The organism is Saccharopolyspora gloriosae, assembly GCF_022828475.1.
Lineage (GTDB): Bacteria > Actinomycetota > Actinomycetes > Mycobacteriales > Pseudonocardiaceae > Saccharopolyspora_C > Saccharopolyspora_C gloriosae_A.
Genome location: NZ_CP059557.1, coordinates 1,461,942 through 1,483,211, shown reverse-complemented (window position 1 = coordinate 1,483,211; position 21,270 = coordinate 1,461,942). Strand labels below are relative to the sequence as shown.

At 70.5% G+C, this 21,270-nt stretch carries 17 protein-coding genes; 1 reads left to right on the top strand and 16 read right to left on the bottom strand.

Annotated features, from left to right (window positions below):
* Positions 1 to 12: 12 nt before the first annotated feature.
* The 12 genes from H2Q94_RS06440 to H2Q94_RS06385 all read right to left on the bottom strand — a co-directional run bounded on the left by H2Q94_RS06440 (position 13) and on the right by H2Q94_RS06385 (position 15,220).
* Positions 13 to 1,767, bottom strand: coding sequence for a hypothetical protein (locus H2Q94_RS06440; protein ID WP_243793125.1), 1,755 nt, complete (start codon positions 1,765 to 1,767; stop codon positions 13 to 15).
* 190 nt (positions 1,768 to 1,957) lie between these two features.
* Positions 1,958 to 3,790 (bottom strand): hypothetical protein, encoded by a 1,833-nt coding sequence (locus H2Q94_RS06435; protein ID WP_243793120.1) that lies wholly within the window; start codon positions 3,788 to 3,790, stop codon positions 1,958 to 1,960.
* Positions 3,791 to 4,416: 626 nt separating this feature from the next.
* Complete coding sequence (locus tag H2Q94_RS06430; protein WP_243793119.1) at positions 4,417 to 4,902, bottom strand: tetratricopeptide repeat protein; 486 nt, start codon at positions 4,900 to 4,902, stop codon at positions 4,417 to 4,419.
* Positions 4,903 to 5,676 (bottom strand): 4-hydroxy-tetrahydrodipicolinate reductase, encoded by a 774-nt coding sequence (gene dapB, locus H2Q94_RS06425; protein ID WP_258718666.1) that lies wholly within the window; start codon positions 5,674 to 5,676, stop codon positions 4,903 to 4,905. It lies immediately after the preceding gene.
* Positions 5,673 to 7,049, bottom strand: coding sequence for a M16 family metallopeptidase (locus H2Q94_RS06420; RefSeq protein ID WP_243793118.1), 1,377 nt, complete (start codon positions 7,047 to 7,049; stop codon positions 5,673 to 5,675). The genes dapB and H2Q94_RS06420 overlap by 4 nt, the downstream gene beginning before the upstream one ends.
* 111 nt (positions 7,050 to 7,160) lie before the next feature.
* The gene (locus tag H2Q94_RS06415) at positions 7,161 to 9,428 is read right to left on the bottom strand and encodes a polyribonucleotide nucleotidyltransferase (RefSeq protein WP_243793112.1); all 2,268 of its coding nucleotides are present in this window, start codon (positions 9,426 to 9,428) and stop codon (positions 7,161 to 7,163) included.
* A gap of 236 nt (positions 9,429 to 9,664) precedes the next feature.
* Positions 9,665 to 9,934 (bottom strand): 30S ribosomal protein S15, encoded by a 270-nt coding sequence (gene rpsO / locus H2Q94_RS06410; RefSeq protein ID WP_243793111.1) that lies wholly within the window; start codon positions 9,932 to 9,934, stop codon positions 9,665 to 9,667.
* Between the two features lie 350 nt (positions 9,935 to 10,284).
* Positions 10,285 to 10,884 (bottom strand): RNA 2',3'-cyclic phosphodiesterase, encoded by a 600-nt coding sequence (gene thpR / locus H2Q94_RS06405; RefSeq protein ID WP_243793107.1) that lies wholly within the window; start codon positions 10,882 to 10,884, stop codon positions 10,285 to 10,287.
* A 56-nt stretch (positions 10,885 to 10,940) separates the two neighbouring features.
* Positions 10,941 to 11,426: a helix-turn-helix domain-containing protein gene (locus H2Q94_RS06400; protein ID WP_243793103.1), complete on the bottom strand. Its 486-nt coding sequence runs from the start codon at positions 11,424 to 11,426 to the stop codon at positions 10,941 to 10,943.
* A gap of 131 nt (positions 11,427 to 11,557) precedes the next feature.
* On the bottom strand, positions 11,558 to 12,544 hold the full coding sequence (locus H2Q94_RS06395) for a bifunctional riboflavin kinase/FAD synthetase (protein ID WP_243793102.1): 987 nt from the start codon (positions 12,542 to 12,544) through the stop codon (positions 11,558 to 11,560).
* Positions 12,545 to 12,581: 37 nt separating this feature from the next.
* Positions 12,582 to 13,514 carry a tRNA pseudouridine(55) synthase TruB gene (gene truB, locus H2Q94_RS06390; RefSeq protein WP_243795571.1) on the bottom strand — a complete coding sequence of 311 codons (933 nt, stop codon included), beginning with the start codon at positions 13,512 to 13,514 and terminating at the stop codon, positions 12,582 to 12,584.
* A gap of 410 nt (positions 13,515 to 13,924) precedes the next feature.
* Positions 13,925 to 15,220: an MATE family efflux transporter gene (locus H2Q94_RS06385; protein WP_243795570.1), complete on the bottom strand. Its 1,296-nt coding sequence runs from the start codon at positions 15,218 to 15,220 to the stop codon at positions 13,925 to 13,927.
* 94 nt (positions 15,221 to 15,314) lie between these two features.
* On the opposite strand from H2Q94_RS06385, the gene H2Q94_RS06380 reads away from it, so the two are divergent.
* Positions 15,315 to 15,827, top strand: coding sequence for a CGNR zinc finger domain-containing protein (locus H2Q94_RS06380; protein WP_243793098.1), 513 nt, complete (start codon positions 15,315 to 15,317; stop codon positions 15,825 to 15,827).
* 25 nt (positions 15,828 to 15,852) lie between these two features.
* Here H2Q94_RS06380 and H2Q94_RS06375 read toward each other — a convergent pair whose 3' ends face one another.
* The 4 genes from H2Q94_RS06375 to infB all read right to left on the bottom strand — a co-directional run bounded on the left by H2Q94_RS06375 (position 15,853) and on the right by infB (position 21,200).
* Positions 15,853 to 16,830: a DHH family phosphoesterase gene (locus tag H2Q94_RS06375; protein ID WP_243795569.1), complete on the bottom strand. Its 978-nt coding sequence runs from the start codon at positions 16,828 to 16,830 to the stop codon at positions 15,853 to 15,855.
* A 140-nt stretch (positions 16,831 to 16,970) separates the two neighbouring features.
* Positions 16,971 to 17,480, bottom strand: a complete 510-nt coding sequence (rbfA, locus tag H2Q94_RS06370) for a 30S ribosome-binding factor RbfA (RefSeq protein WP_243793095.1) — start codon at positions 17,478 to 17,480, stop codon at positions 16,971 to 16,973.
* Between the two features lie 184 nt (positions 17,481 to 17,664).
* A complete protein-coding gene (locus tag H2Q94_RS06365) occupies positions 17,665 to 17,958 on the bottom strand; it encodes a DUF503 domain-containing protein (protein ID WP_243795568.1) in 294 nt (97 codons plus the stop codon).
* Positions 17,959 to 18,035: 77 nt separating this feature from the next.
* Positions 18,036 to 21,200 carry a translation initiation factor IF-2 gene (gene infB, locus H2Q94_RS06360; RefSeq protein WP_243793092.1) on the bottom strand — a complete coding sequence of 1,055 codons (3,165 nt, stop codon included), beginning with the start codon at positions 21,198 to 21,200 and terminating at the stop codon, positions 18,036 to 18,038.
* Positions 21,201 to 21,270: the final 70 nt, after the last annotated feature.

Below are 21,270 nucleotides of genomic sequence, written 5' to 3'. Positions count from 1 at the left end.
TCTCTCCTAGTTTCAGGGGGTCAAGGGGCCGGAGACGGCAACAACGGTGCCACGCGGAACCCACTGACCGGCGGGTTCGGAACCGTGCATTCCGCCACTCATGCCCGGCATGTTCATCTGCATCGCGTCGACCTTCGCGGAGGCGTAGACGACGACCGGGTCGTCGATGCGCTGGCCGCGCGCCGCGAGCCAGGTGTCCAGTCCGGCGACCGAGGGCGGTTCACCGCCGAACGCCTCGGACACGGCCATCCCGTATTCGAGGGAGCGGTAGTCGCGGGGATCGAAGCGCAGCGGTGTCGCGGAGCTGGCGGTGGTCGACGTGACGGGGCTGTGCATCAGCCACGGCGCCAGGTGCACGCCGTAGAGGTAGAGCGGTTCGGTGTTCTGCGTTTTCGCGACCGAATCGAGGTGTTCGGCGGCCTGCGTCCAGCTGCCGACGAGGATCAGCGCGCGGTCCGGGTGCGGCTTGTCGCCGGTGGGCAACTTCGCCTGCGCGGCCGCCGAACGCACCACGTCGGCCGCCTGCCGGGATCGCGGCGAGTCGTCGCCGAGGACGGTGATGCCGGGTGCGCCGTTGCGGTGGACGTATCCGACGAGTTCGCGCAGTGCTCGGTCGTCCTTTTCGGACAGCGCATCGGCGGGGCAGGAGGTCAGCGGCGCGCGCTGTCCGGCGACGAGTCCGGCGAGCGCGACGCTGGCGCATTCCGGCCCGTCCTCGCCGGTCGCGCCGGACACGTCGGGGCCGGGCGCTGAGCCGGTGTCGACTTCGACGCTGCCCTGCTCTTCGCCGCCGGTGCGGCGCAGTTCGAGGTCGCTGCGCCCGGCGGGCAGGTCCACTTCGGCCCACGTTCCGGACGTGCCGGGCCGGGCCTGCGCCCGCACGGGGGTGCCGCCGGCATCGACGGTGATGTCGTCGGCGACGCTCTCCGGCAGGTGCACGAGGTTGCGGCCGGGGCGGTGCGGGGTGATCAGCACCGGCACGTCCTGGTCGGCGACGACCGCGTGCGCGAGCCGTGGGACTCCCGGCTGCGGCAGTTCGCCCGGTTTCGGGATGCCGGGCAGCACGGTCCACGCGATGAACGCCACGGCGACGGCGGCCGCGCCGTACCGGTAGATCCGCCACGGGTCGCCGCTTCGCAGCGATACCGCCACGACCGCCACGGCCGCCGCGGAGGCGGCGATGACCAGCAGGACGGCGCCGAATCCGGTGAGCAGCCGCCGGTCCGCGATGCCGCCGAGCACGAGCTGCACGGCGGCGGCCACGACGAGCACGGCGGCGAGCGCCAACGCGAGCGGCCCTGGCCGGAGGCTGCTTTCGGGTCGTTGATCGGCGGGCGCGGCGAGGCTGTGGGCGGTCAGCCCGAGCCAGGTGACGACGGCCCCGGTAACGATGGTGGTCACGAAGAACTCGGCCGGGGCGTGCCCGATCGCGCTTTCCACGACGACGAGCACGGTGAGCGCGAAACCCAGGTAGGCGGCGGGGGTGGGCCACCGCAGCGCGATCGGCAGTGCCAGCAGCAGCACGGAGTGCACGATGGCGACGGCCGCGTTGACGTCGAGCACGGGGATCGACAGCAGGCCCGCAGCGGCGCCGACTCCGGCCGCCGCCCACGCCGTCCAGGTCGTGGTGCGGGTGGTCGTGCGCACGGTGGGGCGCAGCAATCCGAGCCCGGCGGCGAGCACGGTGCCCCCGAGCAGCAGCACGCGCAGCACCAGCCCCGCGGCGTCCACACCGGGCACTCCGGTGCCCTGATGCATACCGCTCATGTCCATCGAGAGAACCTCACTCCAGCAGAATTTCCCGGTACAGCGGGGGAATCGCGCGATCCCGCCCGTCCCTGAACTCCAGATCGGGGCTTGCGGCGCGGGTTTTCCGAACAGCCCGGCGACTGCCGGGGACGCCCGCGGTTGCGGAGCGGCACCGGTGGGAAGTGGATCCGACCGGTGCCGCCACCGCTTACTTCAGATCTTCATCCGCGACGACGAACAGTTCGGAGTGCGGCTTGGCGTTTCCGAACGGTCCGTGCGGCCACGACTTCCGGTTGAAGTTGATGCCGGTCTCGCCGGTCACTTCGTCCTTGAAGGTGTCGTCAACGTTGACCTGTCCGTCCTTGCCCAGGTCGACCATGTTGACCTTGTGGTCGCCGTCGAGGCCGGAGCGGGCCACGAAGTAGTTCGACACGGCGAGCCTGCTCGGCTGCTTGGTCTCTTCGTAGAGCCCGTCTGCGCCTTCGGTGAAGTTGTCGTAGGCGCCCCAGTGCGGTCCCGCGCCCGGCTGTCCCGGGTTGATGGGAGCCGCCCCGGCCAGCGTCGGGCAGTCGTCGCCGCCACCGTTCTCCGCCTTCTCGACGGTGTCGATGGTGCACTTGAAGTCGGTGCCGGCGTTGACGATCTTGGAGATGTCCAAGGTGTAGACGCCACCGGTGGATCCGGGGTCGTCCGGGCCGAGCGCGCCCTTCTGCCGCCCCTGCACCGCGCGGTACAGGAACTTGTCGTCCGGGCTGGTCTGGATCCAGCCACCGTTGGAGCTGCCGCCCCTGGCGTCGTTGTTGGCCGGGTCGATGGCCTTCAACGCCTGCCCGTCGTCGAAGACCTGCGTCCAGCGCGGCGCCGGTGCGGTGATGTCCGGCGTGTAGAACACCGCACCGCCCTGCATGGTCTCGGCGAACGCACCCTTGTGGCCGGGCAGGTTGGTGACGGTCGTCTCCATCACCGCGCGGCTTTCGGAGTGCAGCGGGTCGGCGGGGTCGGCCCGCGGCCCGTCGGGCAGGTAGGACACGGCCCGCAGCTTGGGGTGGTTGCGGTCGGAGATGTCCCAGGTCCGGACGGTCGGCCTGCGCAGGTACGGCGACGGCTGCTTGACCGGGTCCAGGATGATGTTGCGGGGCTCCGCGTAGTCACTGGTGATCAGCGTGTCCAGGTCCTCGCGGGCCTGGATGCCGTGCGGATTGGCGCAGGTCGGCTTTCCGAGTTGCGGCAGGTTGTCGCAGAGTTTCGGGTCGTCGCCTTGCGGTGTCGCCGCAGGGGATTGCGACAGCACCTTGCCATTCGGGTCGAATCGCACGACTTCCCCGGGACTGCCCGCGAAACCATTTCCGACGTGCACGGATCCGTCGTCGTACCGGTAAGGACCGGGTGCGGGCGGACCGCCCATGTAGGTGCCGTAGGAAGTGCCGTCCGACAACGTCCAATACGCGTCCGGAACGGAACCGCCGAGCGTCTGAGTCGGCAGGCTGACGCCCTTGAGCTCCAGGTTCGGCAGTTTCGTGACGTCGAACGCGTAAGTGGCGCCGAGGAACAGCGCACCGGCGAAAATGGTGTCGCCCTTGTGCCACACGTACTGCATGTGGTGCGGCTCGTTCTCCACCAGCGGGCCGACGGTCGCGGTATTGACGACCTTGCCGTAAGTCGACGAACCCTTGGTCGCGTCGATGACGGCGAGGAAGTCCGGTCCCGGCAAGGCGTTCTTCACCTTGTCGACGGGGTCGCCCAGCGATCCGGGAAGACCCTTCACGTCCTTGACCGCGGTATCGGCGATGTTCTCGTCACCGGCCCACACCACGAGCCATTCCTTGCGCTTGCCGTCGGCCGCCTTGGTGGCGTTCCGGCTCACGACGTGGTTGGTGACCGAGTAGTTCTTGCCGTCGGCGCCCGGCACCGTATGCGTCTTGACCTGCACATCCGCATAGGCATCGGTATCACCGACCGGCAGCGTGACGGCACCGACCGCGAGCAGCGCGGCGGCCACCCCGGTCAGTCCCTTGCGCCATGCACGCGACTGGATTCTCATCTTCTCTCCGGTCTGTAACGAAATTCCACCAACGTCTCGAAACCTTTTCTGCTGATTCGGACAAACTGGAATCGGACACACAGGTGTCCCCACAACCGGTTTCCCAAGATCACAATCTCAAGATCGAAAACGAATGGAAACCGCTTCAGGGCACACCAGGTAACCCGGACAACGCGAGTCGCGCTCCGGAATGCGAATGGATCAGCCGACGGGATCGGAATCGGATCAGATAAGGGAGCGCCCGATGTCGCTTCCCCCGACCCGCATGGGACTCATGACTCTGGCCGATCCGGAAGAAGCGAAGTCCGGATCGGTTGCGGGTTCAGATCATCGGGAACTACCGCGGAATGCGTCCGCATGCGAATGGCTGACCGTGGAACTGCGCCAGCCCGGCGAACGCAGCAATCAGAAGCTACGACATAGGGCGCTGGACTGCTGCTGCAAATCCACGTGCAGGCGGACCACCAGAGTGGCGAACCTCGACATGCGCTAGATCATGCGGCGGCCGTGCAGACGATGTCAACTGACCGACCAAAGCATGAGACGAAGGGCGCGAATACCACGCAAAAGCATTCCGAAACGGCAACTATCACCCGAATGCGGGTACCGGTGATGAGCCGGACGAACTACCGTTCCGCGTCCGCTTCGCCGCGCTGGAGCTCGATCGCTCGGCGCATCGCCTTGCGCCCCCGGTTGCGGTCGCCGGCGAGGTCGTAGGCCTGCGCGAGCGCGAACCAGGCCCGCCAATCGCGCGGGGATTCTTCCAGCTCCGCCTGCTTCGCGTCGAACCACTCGTCGGCGGCTTCCCGCTCGACCCGCCCGGACGGGCGGGTCGGCAGGTGCGAGACGTCGGGCAACGCGCCCTCGTCGTGGAGCAGCCGCGCGAGCCGCTCGGTCTGCGCCCCGAACCGGAGCTGATCCACCACCAGCAGCGCGCCCAGCACCGGCAGCACGAAGATCGCGACGCCGAGCACCACAAAAACCGGCCGGCCCGTGGCGATCATCGTGAACGCACGGCCGCCCATCAACACCAGGTACACCAGCAACACCGCGGCGAGCACGAACGCCGCGGTGCGCGCGCCGAGCCCGCGCCGCCGTTCACCGTCCGACATTCACAGCCCCAGAACCGCGTCGAGGCCCACGGTCAACCCGGGCCGCCCGCCGACTTCGCGGACCGCCAGCAGCACGCCCGGCATGAACGACCGCCGGTCGTAGGAGTCGTGCCGGATGGTCAACGTCTCCCCTTCGGTGCCGAACAGCACCTCTTGATGCGCGACGAGCCCGGCCATCCGGATGGAGTGCACCGGCACGCCGTCGACCTTCGCGCCACGGGCGCCGTCGAGTTCCTTCGTGGTGGCGTCCGGGGCCGGGTCCAGCTCGGCCGACTCGCGTGCCTGCGCGATGACCTCGGCGGTCCGCGCGGCCGTGCCGGACGGGGCGTCGGCCTTCTTCGGGTGGTGCAGCTCCACGATCTCCACCGATTCGAAGAACCGGGCGGCGAGCTCGGCGAACTTCATCGACAGCACCGCGCCGAGCGCGAAGTTCGGCGCCACCAGCACACCCACCTGCGGGTGCTCGGCCAGCAACGATCCGATGGATTCCAGTTCCGGGGCGCCGAGACCGCTGGTGCCGACGACGACGTGGATGCCGTTGTCCACGCAGAACCGCACGTTCTCCAGCACCGAGTCCGGGTGGGTGAGCTCCACCGCCACCTGCGCGCCGGAGTCGACCAGCACCTGCAGCGAATCCTCCCGGTTCACCGAGGCGACCAGCTCCGCACCGGAGTCCTCGCCGATGGCGCGCACCGCCTCCGCGCCCATCCGCCCGCGGGCGCCGAGCACACCGACCCGCACGGGGGATCCGACCGAGGTTCCTGGGAATGTCACGAACGTGCCGCCTTTCTGGTCTGGTCCGGCCGGCTGATGGAGTCCGGCAGCTCATCAACGTTCTCGTACGGTCCGACGACGACCGTGGTCAGCGGGCGGCGCAGCAGGTCCCGCGCGAGCTCCGCGACGTCCTCGGCGGTGACCGCTTCGATGCGCGCCAAGGTGTCCTCGACGCTGAGGTGTCGCCCGTAGTTCAGTTCGCTCTTGCCGATGCGGCTCATCCGGGACGCCGTGTCCTCCAGGCCGAGCACCAGCCCGCCGCGCAGCTGACCGCGGCCGCGCGCCACCTCGTCCTCGCTGAGCCCGTCGGCGGCGACCGATTCGAGCACGTCGCGGATGACGGCGGCGACCTCGCCGAGCCGGTCCGGCTGGCAGCCCGCGTACACCGAGAACGTGCCCGCGTCCGCGTACGCCGTGGCCGAGGAGTACACCGAGTACGCCAGTCCCCGCTGCTCCCGGATTTCCTGGAACAGCCGGGAACTCATGCCGCCGCCCAGCGCCGCGTTGAGCACGCCGAGCACGAAGCGCCGGTCGTCGTGCCGGTTCAGCGCGCGGCAACCCAGCAGCAGGTGAGCTTGTTCGGTGTCGTCGTGTTCCAGCACCAGCGACTGCTGCTTGGGCAGCCGGGTGCGGCCGGTGCGCGGCGGGGCCGGTGTGGCTTCGCCGTCGAGGCGGTCGCCGATGGCTTTGCGCAGCAGCCGCAGCACCTTGGTGTGTTCCACGTTGCCCGCGACCGCGATCACCATCTTCGGCGGCGCGTAGCTGCGGCGGTAGAAGCCGTGCACTCGGCTGCGGCTCATCTCGGTGATCGACTCTTCGGTGCCCAGCACCGACCGCCCCAGCGGGTGATCACCGAGCACGGCCGTGGAGAACAGTTCGTGCAGCAGGTCCTCGGGGTCGTCGTCGCGCATCGCGATCTCCTCGAGCACCACGCTGCGTTCCACGTCGACGTCGGAGGCCGCGTTGACCGCGTCGAACACCACGTCGCAGAGCATGTCCACGGCCAGCGGCAGGTCCTCGTCGAGGACGTGCGCGTAGTAGCAGGTGTGTTCCTTGGAGGTGAACGCGTTGAGCTCGCCGCCGACGGCGTCGATCTCCTGGGCGATGTCCACGGCGGTGCGGCGCGCGGTGCCCTTGAACAACAGGTGTTCCAGGTAGTGCGCGGCGCCGGCCTGCGGCCTGGTCTCGTCGCGCGATCCGACGCCCACCCAGATGCCCACGGAGGCCGAGCGCACGCCCGGCACCTCTTCTGTCACCACTCGCAGGCCACCGGGCAGCACGGTGCGCCGCACCGATTCCGCTCCGCTGCGTCCCAGGACGCGAGTGGTGCCCGGCCGCTGGAGATGTCCCGCACGTGTCTGGTTCTGCTTCATCTTCCCCGGGTCTCGTCGCCGTACGCCCTGCCACACGATACGGCCCGCCCCGGACGCACTGTCCTGGGCGGGCCGCACCGGTTACCGCTGATTCCTCAGCGCTCGCTCAGCTCACTCGGCGGGGGCTTCCGCCGGGGTTTCCTCGGCCGGGGCGTCCTCGGCCTGCGCCGCGGTGTCGGCACCGTCTTCGTCGACGACGATGAGGCTGATCTTGCCGCGGTTGTCGATGTCGGCGATCTCCACGCGCAGCTTGTCGCCGACGTTCACGACGTCCTCGACCTTGCCGATGCGCTTGCCGTTGCCCAGCTTGGAGATGTGCACCAGGCCGTCCTTGCCCGGCAGCAGCGAGACGAACGCGCCGAACGCCGCGGTCTTGACCACGGTGCCCAGGAAGCGCTCGCCGACCTTCGGCAGCTGCGGGTTCGCGATGGCGTTGATCTTGTCGATCGCGGCCTCCGCGGACGGGCCGTCGGCCGCACCCACGTAGATCGTGCCGTCGTCCTCGATGGTGATCTCGGCGCCGGTCTCCTCGGTGATCGAGTTGATCATCTTGCCCTTCGGCCCGATGACCTCGCCGATCTTGTCGATCGGGATCGAGACCGAGGTGACGCGCGGCGCGTGCGGGCTCATCTCGTCCGGCGAGCCGATGGCCTCGTCCATGACCTCGAGGATCGTGAACCGGGCGTCCTTGGCCTGACCCAGCGCCTGCGCCAGCACCTCGGAGGGGATGCCGTCGAGCTTGGTGTCCAGCTGCAGCGCGGTCACGAACTCCTTGGTACCGGCGACCTTGAAGTCCATGTCACCGAACGCGTCCTCGGCACCGAGGATGTCGGTCAGCGCCACGTAGTGCGTCTGGCCGTCGACCACGTCGGACACGAGGCCCATCGCGATGCCCGCGACCGGCGCCTTCAGCGGCACACCGGCGTTGAGCAGCGACAGCGTCGAGGCGCAGACCGAGCCCATCGAGGTGGAACCGTTGGAGCCCAGCGCCTCGGAAACCTGGCGCAGCGCGTACGGGAACTCCTCGCGCGTCGGCAGCACCGGCAGCATCGCCCGCTCCGCCAGCGCGCCGTGGCCGATCTCGCGGCGCTTCGGGCTGCCGACCCGGCCGGTCTCACCGGTCGAGTAAGGCGGGAAGTTGTAGTGGTGCATGTACCGCTTGCTGGTCTCCGGACCGAGCGAGTCGATCGTCTGCTCCAGCCGCAGCATGTTCAGCGTGGAGACGCCCATGATCTGGGTCTCGCCGCGCTCGAACAGCGCCGAACCGTGCGCCCGCGGCACCACGCCGACCTCGGCGGAGAGGCTGCGAATGTCGGTGAGGCCACGGCCGTCGATGCGGACCTTCTCGGTGATGATCCGCTGGCGCACCAGCTTCTTCGTCAGCGAGCGGAAAGCCGCGCCGATCTCCTTCTCCCGACCGGCGAAGGGCTGCCCCTCCTCGATGCCCGCCTTCTCCAGCGCGACCTGCTTGATCTCGTCGAGGCGGGACTCGCGCTCCTGCTTGCCCGCGATGGCCAGCGCCTGCGTCAGGTCGGCGGACACCGCGCCTTCGACGGCGGTGAAGGCGTCGTCCTGGTACGCCGGGAACAGCGGGTACTCGGCGGTGGCCTTGCCCGCGGTCTGGGCCAGCTGCTGCTGGGCCTGGCAGAGGGTGCGGATGAACGGCTTCGCGGCCTCCAGACCGGCGGCGACGACCTCCTCGGTGGGCGCCTGCGCACCCTGTCCGACCAGGTCGATCGTCTTGTCGGTGGCCTCGGCCTCGACCATCATGATCGCGACGTCTTCACCGACGATGCGCCCGGCGACGACCATGTCGAACACGGCGCGCTCAAGCTGCTCGTGGGTGGGGAAGGCAACCCACTGCCCGTCGATCAACGCCATCCGAGTGGCGCCGACCGGGCCGGAGAACGGCAGGCCGGACAGCTGCGTGGAGGCGGACGCGCTGTTGATGGCGAGCACGTCGTAGGGGTCCTTCGGGTCCAGGCTCATCACCGTGACGACGACCTGGATCTCGTTGCGCAGGCCGTCCACGAAGGACGGGCGCAGCGGCCGGTCGATCAACCGGCAGGTCAGGATCGCGTCGGTGGAAGGACGGCCCTCCCGGCGGAAGAACGAGCCGGGGATCCGGCCCGCCGCGTACATCCGCTCCTCGACGTCCACCGTCAGCGGGAAGAAGTCCAGGTTGTCCTTCGGGTGCTTGGAGGCCGTGGTGGCCGACAGCAGCATGGTGTCGTCGTCCAGGTAGGCGACGACACTGCCCGCGGCCTGCTTGGCCAGCCGGCCCGTCTCGAACCGGACCTCGCGGGTACCGAAAGCACCGTTGTCCAGTACCGCGGTCGCTTCGTAGACGCCTTCGTCAACGTTTTGTGCTTGTGTCAAGTGGAACTCCTCGTTTCAGGGGTCCACGGTCGCGCGGGGGTCTCTTTCCGACGAGGCCGGCCATCGATCGAAGCCACCGGGACGAATGCCCGGAAGCCACTACCGAGGACCGGCGGATGATGACCCGCCGTGGGCGTGGACCCACTCATCGTGCGCGGGCCGCTATCGGCCCGCCTTCATGCGTTCAGTTGTGCATCGGGGGAGCGATCCACTGTGGATCGCTCCCCCGACGTAGGTCAACGACGCAGACCGAGCCGCTGGATCAGCGAGCGGTAACGCTCGATGTCGACCTTGGTCAGGTAGTTCAGCAGCCGGCGGCGACGACCCACCATCAGCAGCAGGCCACGACGCGAGTGGTGGTCGTGCTTGTGCAGCTTGAGGTGCTCGGTCAGGCCCGAGATCCGGTTGGTCAGCAGGGCCACCTGGGCCTCCGCCGAACCGGTGTCGGACTCGTGCAGACCGTAGTCGGCCAGGATCTGCTTCTTCTGAGTAGTGGACAGCGCCACGAGTTGACTCTCCTTGTTTCGCGTGCCGTGTCAAGTGTTGCTTCGGGTGCGCCCGACACCGGGTACCGGTGCCGAGTTCGAAGCCGGGGGTGAGCACCGGGTGGGACGCACCGGACACGACTCACGGCCATCGCCACACTTCGCACACCGGGCGGCCCGCACCGGATTCATCGCCCCCGGACGTCACCGGGACCCGTCGCCGGGATTCCGATCTCCGACGGCTCCGATTCCCAGGTTCCGCACCGACCAGCGAGCTGATCGGACCGCCCCCTCGAACCGGCCGGTCTCACCGGGTTCAGGCACACCGGATACGGCCGCCACGGACTACAGCCGAATCCACCGCCAGGATATCAGGGGCTCCCCAGTACACCCTGGTCCCCTGCTGCGCGGCGTGGCACCGCCACCGAGTGCACCGTCCGGTACACCGGCCCCGCCGGTTCTTGATCGCTGCGCACCAGCGCGACCTCGGTCGCGTTCCACCACGGACCCGCGTAGCCGTGCAGCTGCCGCGGCAGCGTTCGCCGGTCCAGTCCGCCCGCGTTCCACCTGGCGAGGGTGAGGTGCGCCCGGAAGCCGTCCGCGTCGCCTCCCGCGGCCCGCACCAGCGCCCGCAGCGTTCGGCCGTCGGGTTCGGCGGCGAACTCGACGCCCGCCCACAGGACCCCGCGGAACATGCCTGCGCCCGCGAGCCGCAGCCGCGGAGCCGCTCCCGCCGCGGGCACCTGCCGATCCAGCCGGGCCGCCGAGTCGGCGGGGTCGGCAGGACCGTGGAAGCACAACGTCAGGTGCCACTGCCGGGTCGGCATGAGGCGGAAGCCCCGCAACTGCGAGCCGATCCGCTCCAGCCGGACTTCGTCGAGCACTCCGGCGAGGTGCTCGACCGCCTCTCGCGGCGGCCACACGGCGGTGAACAGGCGCGGCAGCCGCGCCTCGTCATCGGTTCCCTCCACGTCGCGCAGTGTCCCAGCGGCGACCCCTGCCGTGGAACATCCACTGTGGATCTGCCTCAGGCCGGTTCGCCGCTGGCGGCGCGGCGCAATAAGCCCGCGAGCGCCGGATAACGCCCGTCGATCAGCGCGGCGGCGGCCTCCAGTTCGCTCGGCTTGGCCGTGCCTCGCAGCACCGGCCACGCCGCCTCCTCACCGTTGGCGCCCATCACCGGCAGCGTGTCCCGCCCCACCGAGGGCCGCGAGTCGCGCACGTCGGCGAGCGCCGCCTGAATCGCCTCCGATTCCCCGGCGGCCACCCCGGGAACGAGCACCTTGCGCTCCAGCATCACCAGCCTCGCCAGCACCGACGGATTGCCGATCTTGGCGCGGCGACCGCTCATCACCTGGCTGAGCATCGGGGCGCTGATGCCCAGCACCTCCGCGAGCTGAGCCTGCGAGATCCGGAACGCCACCACGAGCCTGCGCACCCGGTCGCCCAACGGCTCGCCGTACCACTCGCGCTGCAGCTCCAGATTGCGCTGGACGCTCTTGTGTTCCGCCACCTCAGCTCCCCCGGTGCCACCGTCGAACGCCGCCGCCGGAACATCCCCGGTAGCGACAGGTACTGAATACTGCCAGCTCGCAACGTGTCACCAGACCGGTTTGCGAAATTCCCCCGCCCCCACGGGGTCGATCAACCGCGCGCATCGAGGATCTCACGCGTGTGCACGACGTCCTGGTTCATCTGCTCGACCAAGGCGTCCACCGAGTCGTAGCGCTCCATGCCGCGCAGCCTGCGCACGAAGTCCAGCGCCACGTGCTCACCGTAGAAATCGGCGTCCACATCGAGCACGAACGCCTCGACCGTCCGTTCCGTACCGGAGAAGGTCGGGTTGCTGCCCACCGACACCGCGGCGGCCAGCGTCTCGCCGGGCTCGGTGGAGCCGCGGCGGCGATGGGTGAACCAGCACGCGTACACGCCGTCGGCGGGCACCGCCGAGTACGCGGGACTGGACAGGTTCGCCGTGGGGAAGCCGAGTTCGCTGCCGCCGCGACCGGCGCCGCGCACCACGATGCCCTCCAGCCGGTGGTAGCGGCCCAGCGCGGAGGCCGCGGCCACCACGTCCCCGGCGTCGATGCAGGAGCGGATGTAGGTCGAGGAGAACGTCACCGGCGCCTCGGTGGCTCCGTCGGCGCGTTCGGTCAAGCCGCTGACCAACCGGTCCGAGGCCACTTCGAAACCGAACCGCTCCCCCAGCCCCGCCAGCACCGAGATGTCGCCCGCCGCGCGGTGGCCGAACGTGAAGTTCTCACCGACCACGACCACCGCCGCGTGCAGCCGCTCCACCAGCAGTTCGTGCACGAACTCGTCCGCGGGCATCCGGGACAGCTCGGCGGTGAACGGCAGCACGCAGAACACGTCCACGCCCAGCCCCTCGGCGAGCTCCGCGCGCCGCCGCAACGTGGTCAGCTGCGCGGGATGGCTACCGGGACGCACCACCTCCGCCGGATGCGGGTCGAAGGTCATCAGCACGCAGGGGACGTCGCGTTCCCGCGCCGCCCGTACCGCGTGCGCGATCAACTGCTGGTGTCCCTGGTGAATCCCGTCGAAGACGCCGATGGTGACGACACACCGGCCCCAACCGCCAGGGAGCTGCTCCAAACCGCGCCAACGCTGCACGGCTGGCAAGCCTACTGCCTGCCTCCGGACAGCTCGTTCAGCCCGCCGGGGTCAGCACCAGCACGGGCCGCGCGGTCCGGCCTTCGTCCTGCACCAGCGCCACCGCGCGGCCGTCCGGGCCGAACACGCCGCAGGTGCCCGCGACTCCGGTGGCCGGGATCGTCTGCCCGTGGGTGAGCGCGCGCACCGTGCCCGCGTCGGTGTCGTAGCGGGCGAAGGCGGTGGAGATGGCGCGGTCCAGGTCCATCGACAGACCCGGTTCGGCTTCGAGTCGTTCCAGGGTGCGGGCGGTGGCCAGACCGAACGGGCCGACGCGGGTCCGGCGCAGCTCACCGAGGTGGCCGCCGACGCCGAGCCGGGCGCCCAGGTCGCGCGCCAGCGCGCGCACGTAGGTGCCGGAGGAGCACTCGACGAGCACGTCGAGCTCGATCATCCGAGTGGGCCAGGCGGACGCGGACTCGGACGCCTCGGCCTGCGGGGAGGCTTCGGCGGTGCCCGCTTCCGGCTCGGCTTGCCGCTCGGCGGGGGCCGCCTCCGGCTCGCGGATGGCCAGCAGGTCGAACCGGGAGACGGTGACCGGACGCGCGGCCAGCTCCACGTCCTTGCCCGCGCGGGCCAGCTCGTAGGCGCGCTTGCCGTTGACCTTGACCGCGCTCACCGAACTCGGCACTTGCTGGATGTCCCCGGTGAGCTCGGCGATGCCGTCCCGGATCGCCTGCTCCGTCACCCCGGCCGGGTCGGTCTGCGACCGCAGCTCGCCTTCGGCGTCGTCGGTGCTGGTGGCGGCGCCGAGGCGGATCGTCGCCAGGTAGGCCTTGGTGTCCAGCGCCAGATGCCCCAGCAGCTTCGTGGCTCGTTCCAGGCCGAGCACCAGCACCCCGGTCGCCATCGGATCCAGGGTTCCGGCATGCCCGACCTTGCGGGTGCCCATGATCCGGCGCACGCGGGACACCACGTCGTGCGAGGTCATGCCAGCCGGTTTGTCCACCACGAGCAGACCGGGCGGAACGGCGGGACGGTTGCGTGCTGTTCGGGAGTGCTCGGACACGAGTGGCAATCCTCCCCGACCCGCCCCGCCGGGGTGGCGGCGGCCCGTCGATCCGGTGATCCACCACTGAACGAGCGGCGAACGCGACCGGCTCGCGCGGCCCGCGACCGGCTGAGGGGTCCGTGCGGAATGATCTTTTGATCCGTGTGCTGTCAGCGGCGGAGCCGCTGAGCAAGTGACCGGCTTGAGCAGAACGACCACCGGCGGGTTCTCAGCGGCTTCCTCGTGCGGACAGCGATTTCGCTGTGCAGCGGGAGAAATCGATCCCGCGGCGAGGAAGCCGCCGAGGTTCCGCCGCCCGACCCGCTACGCAGGTCATCCTGAAAGGACGGCTAGGCCTTGGCGCCCACTTCGGCACCGACGACGGCCCACTTCCCCGACCGCGCCCGCAACAGCAGGGTGATCAACCGCAGCAGCATGAACAGCGTCAGCCCCGTCCAGATCCCGGCGAGGCCCCAGCCGAACGCGAGCGACAGCCAGATCAGCGGCAGGTAGCCGACCGCGGCGCTGATCATCGTCGCCGTCCGCAGGTAGCGCGCGTCTCCGGCGCCGAGGAACACGCCGTCGAGCGCGAACACGACTCCGGCCACGGGCTGCTGCAGCACGAAGAACCACCACGCCGACGGCAGCTGCGCCAGCACGGCCGCGTCACTGGTGAACACCTTCGGCAGCACCGTCGCCAACGCGGCGAACACCGCCCCGAGCAGCACTCCGAACGCGAGCCCGTACCAACTGATCTGCCGCGCGAGCCCCTTCGCCCGCTGTGCCGCGCCACCGCCGAGGGCCGCGCCGACCAGCGACTGGGCGGCGATGGCCAGCGAGTCCAGCACGAGCGCCAGGAACGACCACAGCTGCCACACCACCTGGTGCGCGGCCGCGGCCTCCGCTCCGGTGCGGGCGGCGACCGACGTCGCCGACAGGAAGCACGCCTGGAACGCCAGCGTGCGCAGCACCAGGTCCCGGCCCATGCCGAGCTGGGCGCGCATTGTCGCCGGGACGGGGCGCAGCCCGGCGCGCTCCACCGCCAGCGCCCGCAGGAACAGCGCCGCCGAGATGGACTGGCCGATCAGGTTCGCCACCGCGGACCCTTCCAGCCCCCAGCCCAGCGGGTAGACGAACAGCGGGCACAGCAGCGCCGAGGTGCCGTTGCCCGCGAGCACGAACCACAGCGGCCGCCGCGTGTCCTGCACTCCGCGCATCCAGCCGTTGCCCGCCATCGTGATCAGCACCAGCGGCGCCCCGAGCAGCGCGACCCGCAGCCAGCGCGCCGCGGCGTCCGCGATCGGCCCCTCCCCGGCGAGCAGTTCGGCGATGGGCACCGCGAACAGCTGCGCCAGCACCAGCAGCAGCACACCGACCGCGATGCCGAGCCAGGTGGCCTGCACTCCTTCGGCGACGGCGTCCTTGCGCCGCCCCGCTCCGTGCAGGCGGGCCGTGCGCGCGGTGGTGCCGTAGGACAGGAACGTGAGCTGGCTGGACACCAGGGTGAACAGGGTGCCGCCGAGTGCGAGTCCGGCCAGCGGGACCGCGCCGAGGTGCCCGATCACGGCGGTGTCGACGAGCACGTACAGCGGCTCGGCGGCCAGCACGCCCAGCGCGGGCACGGCCAATCCGAGCACCGTCCGCATCGGCACCCGCTCGGCGTCCTCGCTCACGACACCCTCCCAGTAAGCTGTGAAATGGCCTTCTACCCCTGACGCAGGCTAACGGTAAGGAGCTCGCATGGACAGTGCCGATTACACGGAGCTGGCGCTGCGCCTGGCGAACGCCGACCTCACCGGCCTGGACGGTCTTCGCGCAGCGCTGCACGACGAACCGTGGTGGTCCGAACGAGTCCACGAACACGACCTGGAAGTGCTGCGCACCGTCGCGGCCGGCCTGCGCGCCGCGTTCGACGCCATGATCGAAGGCGACGCCGTGCATGTCCAAGCGGCCACGAACGAGCTGCTCGAACGACATCCGCCGCGGCCTCGGCTGTCCGGGCACACGTCGAACTGGCACGTGCACGTCGCGGGTCCCGACGCCCCGCCCGCCACGGAGGTCGCCGCCGCCTCGGCCTGGGGCCTGGCGCAGGGCGTCGTGGCGCACGGAACCGGCCGGTGGGGGCGCTGCCAAGCCGCGGACTGCGCCACGTACTTCCTGGACACCTCGACGAATCAGGCGAAGCGCTTCTGCTCACCGCGTTGCGCGAACCGGGTCCACGTCGCCGCGTTCCGAGCCCGCCGCAAAACCTGAGGCACCCGCGTCGGGCTTCGGGAGCTCAGTCGAGCAGCGGGGCCTTCTCCAGAGCCGCGCGCACCGAATCGAGCACGTCCTCCGCGGAACCGTCCGCGGTGAACCCGGCAGCCAGCCGATGCCCGCCGCCACCGCACATGTTCGCGGCCGTGCCCACGTCGACGCGCCGGTCGGCGCGCAACGACACCGACCAGCGGTCCGCGGCGATCTCCTTGAGCACCACCGCCACCTCGGCCTCCGCCGTGGTCCGCACTATGTCGATCACGCTGTCGAGTTCCTCGCTGCGCACCGGTTCGGCCTGCGCCAGCCGCACCACGGCGTGCACCAGCCCGAGCCCCTGCGCGGCCGCCGGCTCCAGCGCGGCCTCCCGCAACACACCGGACAGCATCGGCAACCACGCGAACGGATGGGTGTCCATCAGCGACCGGGTCAACTCGTCCGGCTCGACACCCGCCTCCAGCAGCCGCGCCGCCACCAGATGCGTCGACGCCTTGGCCCGGCGGAACCTGCCGCTGTCGGTGACGAGCCCCGCGTACAGGCAACGGGCGATCGGCAGGTCCAGCGGGGCGCCGAGCTCGTCGAGCAGCCGCAGCACCAGCAGCACCGTCGCTTCGGCCGTCTCGTCGATCACGTGATGGGTGCCGAAGCGGGGATTCGCCACGTGATGATCGATGTTCAGCACCGAACCACCGGCGTCGACGGTGGCCTGCACCCGGCCCGACAAGGCGCCCAGCCGCTGCAGGCTGCCCGCGTCGCACACCACCAACAGCGGCGGCGCCGCGGGCACCTCGGCCACGGGCACGATCAGGTCCTCGGTGTCGAGCACCCGCAGCGACCGGGGAACGGTGTCCGGATGCCCGAACGACACCCGCACCCGAGCTCCCCTGCTGCTCAGCGCCCGGCCCAGCGCCAACGCGCTGCCCAGCGCGTCGGCGTCCGGGTTGACGTGGGCGAGCAGCGTGACGTCGGAGGCCCCGGAGAGCAACTTCGCGGCCGCCGCCACCTCCGCCGCGAGCGGCTCGGTGCCTGCTCCCTCACCGGGCCGAGCGGCCCCGGATTGCCCGTTCACAGGGTTCACCTCCACGCCGAACGCGCCGCGGAACCACGACGCCGCCCATAACGCACCGCATTCGAACGGTCGGTTCAACCACTGTGTGGCCGACGCCGCAGATCGGCATCCTCGCCGGTCACAGGCTCGTCACCAGGAGTTTCCTCGTCGTCATCATGGGTGTCGTCCGGTTCCGCACGGTAAGGGTCCGCCTCCCCGGCGTGCTCCGCTCCCGAAGCGAGCCGAGCCACCTCCGCGTCGGCCTCCTTGGCCCGCGCGACGAGCTCCTCCATCCGCCGCGCATCGTCGGGAACGGTGTCCGCGACGAACGTCAGCGTCGGCGTGAACCGCACCCCGGTCTGCGCGCCCACCCGGGTGCGCAGCACACCGGTCGCGCTGGACAGGGCGGCGGCCGTCGACGCGTAGTCGCTGTCGTCGCCGAACACGGTGTAGTAGACCGTGGCGTCCCGCAGATCCGGGGTGACTCGCGCGTCGGTGATCGTCACCATCGCCAGCCGCGGGTCCTTGACCTCGTACTCCAGCCCCGAGGCCACGATTTGCGCGATGCGCTTCGCGAGCCTGCGGGCGCGCGCCGTATCGGCCACGGCGCACCTCCTCCGTCGATCCTGCGCCCGGGGACCCGGGCGTGAACATGGGTCCGTGTCTCCGGTGAACCGAGCCGCCACGGCACGGCTCCCGGCTGTGGCCCTCTGCCCGACCGGCCCCTGCCACGACCGGAGCACCGGCGCGGCGCTACCGCGCACCACCGGTGCAACCCGTCGACCGCCGTCAGTCTTCCGGCCCCAGCATGCGCTGCCGAGCCGACAAGAGTTCCAATTCGGGGCGCGCGGCGACCGCGCGCTCACACGCCTCCAGCACCTCGCGCACGTGCGAGGCATCGCCGGAGACCACACTCACTCCGATCAGCGCCCGGCGGTGCAGGTCTTGATCTCCTGCTTCCGCCGCGGCCACTTCGAAGCGCTTCCGCAGTTCGGCCACCACCGGCCGCACCACGGCACGTTTCTGCTTCAGCGAATGAACATCGCCGAGCAGCACGTCCAGTTCCAGCGCACCGACGTACATCAGCGTCATCCCCCGAGTCGCCCGACCCGCACGACCGCCGGGGGCCGCCCATGTGGACGACCCCCGGCGGTAGCGGATCAGCTACGCGGCTTCTCCCGCATCTCGTAGGTCTCGATGATGTCGTCGACCTTCAGGTCGGAGTACGACCCGAGCGTCAGACCACATTCGAAACCGTCGCGGACCTCGGTCGCGTCGTCCTTGAACCGCTTCAGCGAGTTGAGGCTGAGGTTCTCGGCGACCACCACGCTGTCGCGCAGCAACCGGGCCTTGGCGTTGCGGCGCATGATGCCGTCGGTGACCATGCAACCGGCGATCGTGCCGACCTTCGAGGACTTGAAGACCTCGCGGACCTGCGCCCGGCCGAGCTCGACCTCTTCGTACTCGGGCTTGAGCATGCCCTTGAGCGCCTGCTCGATCTCTTCGATCGCCCGGTAGATCACCGAGTAGTACCGGATCTCCACGCCTTCGCGGTTGGCGACCTCGGCCGCCTTGCCCTCGGCCCGGACGTTGAAGCCCAGGACGATGGTGTTCTCCGCGGTGGCCAGGTTGATGTCGGACTCGTTGATGCCACCGACGCCGCGGTGGATCACCCGGAGCTCGACCTCTTCGCCCACATCGATCTTGCTGAGCGACTCCTCCAGCGCCTCGACGGTACCGGAGTTGTCACCCTTGATGATCAGGTTGAGCTGGTTGGTCTCCTTGAGCACCTTGTCCAGGTCTTCCAGGCTGACGCGCTTGCGCTTGGCCGCGTTCTGCGCCTCCCGGATCCGAGCACCACGGCGGTCGGCGATCTGCCGCGCCACCCGGTCCTCGTCGACGACCAGGAACGTGTCGCCGGCACCCGGCACCGAGGTGAACCCGATGACCTGCACCGGACGCGCCGGTGTCGCCACCGTGACGTCCTCGTCGTGCTCGTTGATCATCCGTCGGACACGGCCGTGCGCGTTGCCCGCGACCACCGAGTCACCGACCCGCAGCGAACCGCGCTGCACGAGCACCGTGGCCACCGGACCGCGACCGCGGTCCAGGTGCGCCTCGATCGCGACGCCCTGGGCCTCCATGTTCGGGTTGGCCCGCAGGTCGAGCGAAGCGTCCGCGGTGAGCAGGATCGCCTCCAGCAGGCCCTCGATGTTGGTGCCCTGCTTGGCGGAGATCTCGACGAACATGGTGTCGCCGCCGTACTCCTCGGCCACCAGGTTGTACTCGGTGAGCTGCTGGCGGATCTTGTCCGGGTTCGCACCCTCGACGTCGATCTTGTTCACCGCGACCACGATCGGCACACCCGCGGCCTGCGAGTGGTTGATCGCCTCCACCGTCTGCGGCATGACGCCGTCGTCGGCGGCGATCACCAGCACGGCGATGTCCGTCGACTTCGCACCACGGGCACGCATGGCGGTGAACGCCTCGTGACCAGGGGTGTCGATGAAGGTGATCGGCCGCTCGTTGCCTTCGAGCTCGGTCACGACCTGGTAGGCACCGATGTGCTGGGTGATGCCACCGGCCTCACCCGCCTGCACGTTGGCCTTCCGGATCGTGTCCAGCAGCCGCGTCTTACCGTGGTCGACGTGACCCATCACGGTCACGACCGGCGGCCGTGCCGCGAGCTGCTCGTCGGAGCTGTCCGGGTCGCCGAAGTTGATGTCGAACGACTGCAGCAGCTCCCGGTCCTCGTCCTCCGGGCTGACCATCTCGACCCGGTAGTTCATCTCCTGGCCGAGCAGTTCGAGGATCTCGTCGGAGACGGACTGGGTCGCGGTGACCATCTCACCGAGGTGGAACATCGCCTGCACCAGCGAAGCCGGGTTGGCGTTGATCTTCTCGGCGAAGTCGGTCAGCGAAGCACCGCGGCGCAGCCGCAGGACTTCACCGCTACCGCGCGGGAGCCGGACACCGCCCACCGACGGCGCCTGCATGTTGTCCATGTACTCCTGGCGCTTCTGCCGCTTGGACTTGCGTCCACGACGCGCCGGACCACCGGGACGGCCGAAGGCACCGGCCGCGCCACCGCGACCGGGACCGCCGGGACGGCCACCGCCGCCCGGACGACCGCGGAAACCGCCGCCTGCCGGGGGTCCACCGGCGGGAGCACCGCCGCCGCCACCGGGGCCGCCGCCACCGCGGAAACCGCCGCCACCGCCACCGGGACGACCGCCACCGCCGCCGCCACCACCGGGACGGCCACCGCCGCCACCGGGGCCACCGGGACGACCGCCGCCGCCGCCACCACGACCACCGCCGGGGCCACCGGGGCCACCGGAGCGGGTCGGGCGGGACGGCATCATGCCGGGGTTCGGCCGGGGCGGCATCATGCCCGGGTTCGGGCGGTTGCCGCCGCCTTCACCGCCGCCGCGAGGGGCCGGAGTTCCGGATGCCGGAGCGGTTCCGGCGCCACCCTGACCACCGCGGTCGGGACGCTGTCCCTGACCACCGCGACCAGGGCCGCCCTGACCGCCCTGACGCTGCTGTCCGCCACCGGCGGCACCGCCACCGGGCCGCGGCGGACGCTGCTGCTGCGCCGGGGAGCCGGAGCCGACGCCGAACGGGTTGTTGCCGACGCGCGGCGAACGCGGGCCGGGCTTGGGCTTGGAGCCCTGCGGCTTCGGCGGGACGGTGCCCTCGCCTTCGCCGCCCTGCTTCTGGTCCTGCTTCGGACCGGGGCGCGGGCCGGGCTTCGGACCACCGGGACGCGGTGCCGAGCCGTCCTGCGCGCCGGCGGCGCGCTGCTCGCCGCCCTGGGGCGCGGCGTCCTGCTGGGGACCTGCCTGCGCGGCGGGTGCCTGCTCGAACGGCGTGGTCTCCGGAGCGGGGGCCTGCGGACCCGGCTTCGGTCCCGGCTTGGGGCCGGGCTTGGGCGCGGCGGGGCGCTCACCGGGGGCCTGCTGGTCACCGGCGGACTGGCCGCCGCTTTGCTGGTCGTCGCCTTGCTGCTCGCCGGGCTTCGGACCGGGAGCGGGGGCCTGCGGGCGCGGTCCGGGCTTCGGACCGGGCTTGGGCGCACCTTCACCGGCAGCACCGGACTGGCCTTCGGGCTTGCGCGGCGGGGCGGGCTTCGCACCACCGGAGCGGCCGTTCGGCTTGCCGGACTTGGGGTATGCGTCGCGGAGCCTGCGCGCCACCGGAGCTTCCACGGTGGACGACGCGGACTTGACGTACTCGCCTTGCTCGGCGAGCTTGTTGAGAACTTCCTTGCTCGTTACACCGAGCTCTTTTGCGAGCTCATGCACGCGGGCCTTGCCTGCCACTGCTCTCCTCATCTGGGTGAGGCCGGGCGGCAGTCCCGCTCGACCTCGTCCTATTGCCGATGCGCGTTCA

Excerpts from the sequence above, each read along its gene's own strand:
- truB (WP_243795571.1), bottom strand. The coding sequence starts at position 13,514 with ATGACCTCGCACGACGTGGTGTCCCGCGTGCGCCGGATCATGGGCACC.
- H2Q94_RS06380 (WP_243793098.1), top strand. The coding sequence starts at position 15,315 with ATGGACAGTGCCGATTACACGGAGCTGGCGCTGCGCCTGGCGAACGCC.
- H2Q94_RS06430 (WP_243793119.1), bottom strand. The coding sequence starts at position 4,902 with ATGTCGGACGGTGAACGGCGGCGCGGGCTCGGCGCGCGCACCGCGGCG.
- H2Q94_RS06435 (WP_243793120.1), bottom strand. The coding sequence starts at position 3,790 with ATGAGAATCCAGTCGCGTGCATGGCGCAAGGGACTGACCGGGGTGGCC.
- H2Q94_RS06440 (WP_243793125.1), bottom strand. The coding sequence starts at position 1,767 with ATGAGCGGTATGCATCAGGGCACCGGAGTGCCCGGTGTGGACGCCGCG.
- H2Q94_RS06365 (WP_243795568.1), bottom strand. The coding sequence starts at position 17,958 with ATGTACGTCGGTGCGCTGGAACTGGACGTGCTGCTCGGCGATGTTCAT.
- H2Q94_RS06385 (WP_243795570.1), bottom strand. The coding sequence starts at position 15,220 with ATGCGGACGGTGCTCGGATTGGCCGTGCCCGCGCTGGGCGTGCTGGCC.
- H2Q94_RS06420 (WP_243793118.1), bottom strand. The coding sequence starts at position 7,049 with ATGAAGCAGAACCAGACACGTGCGGGACATCTCCAGCGGCCGGGCACC.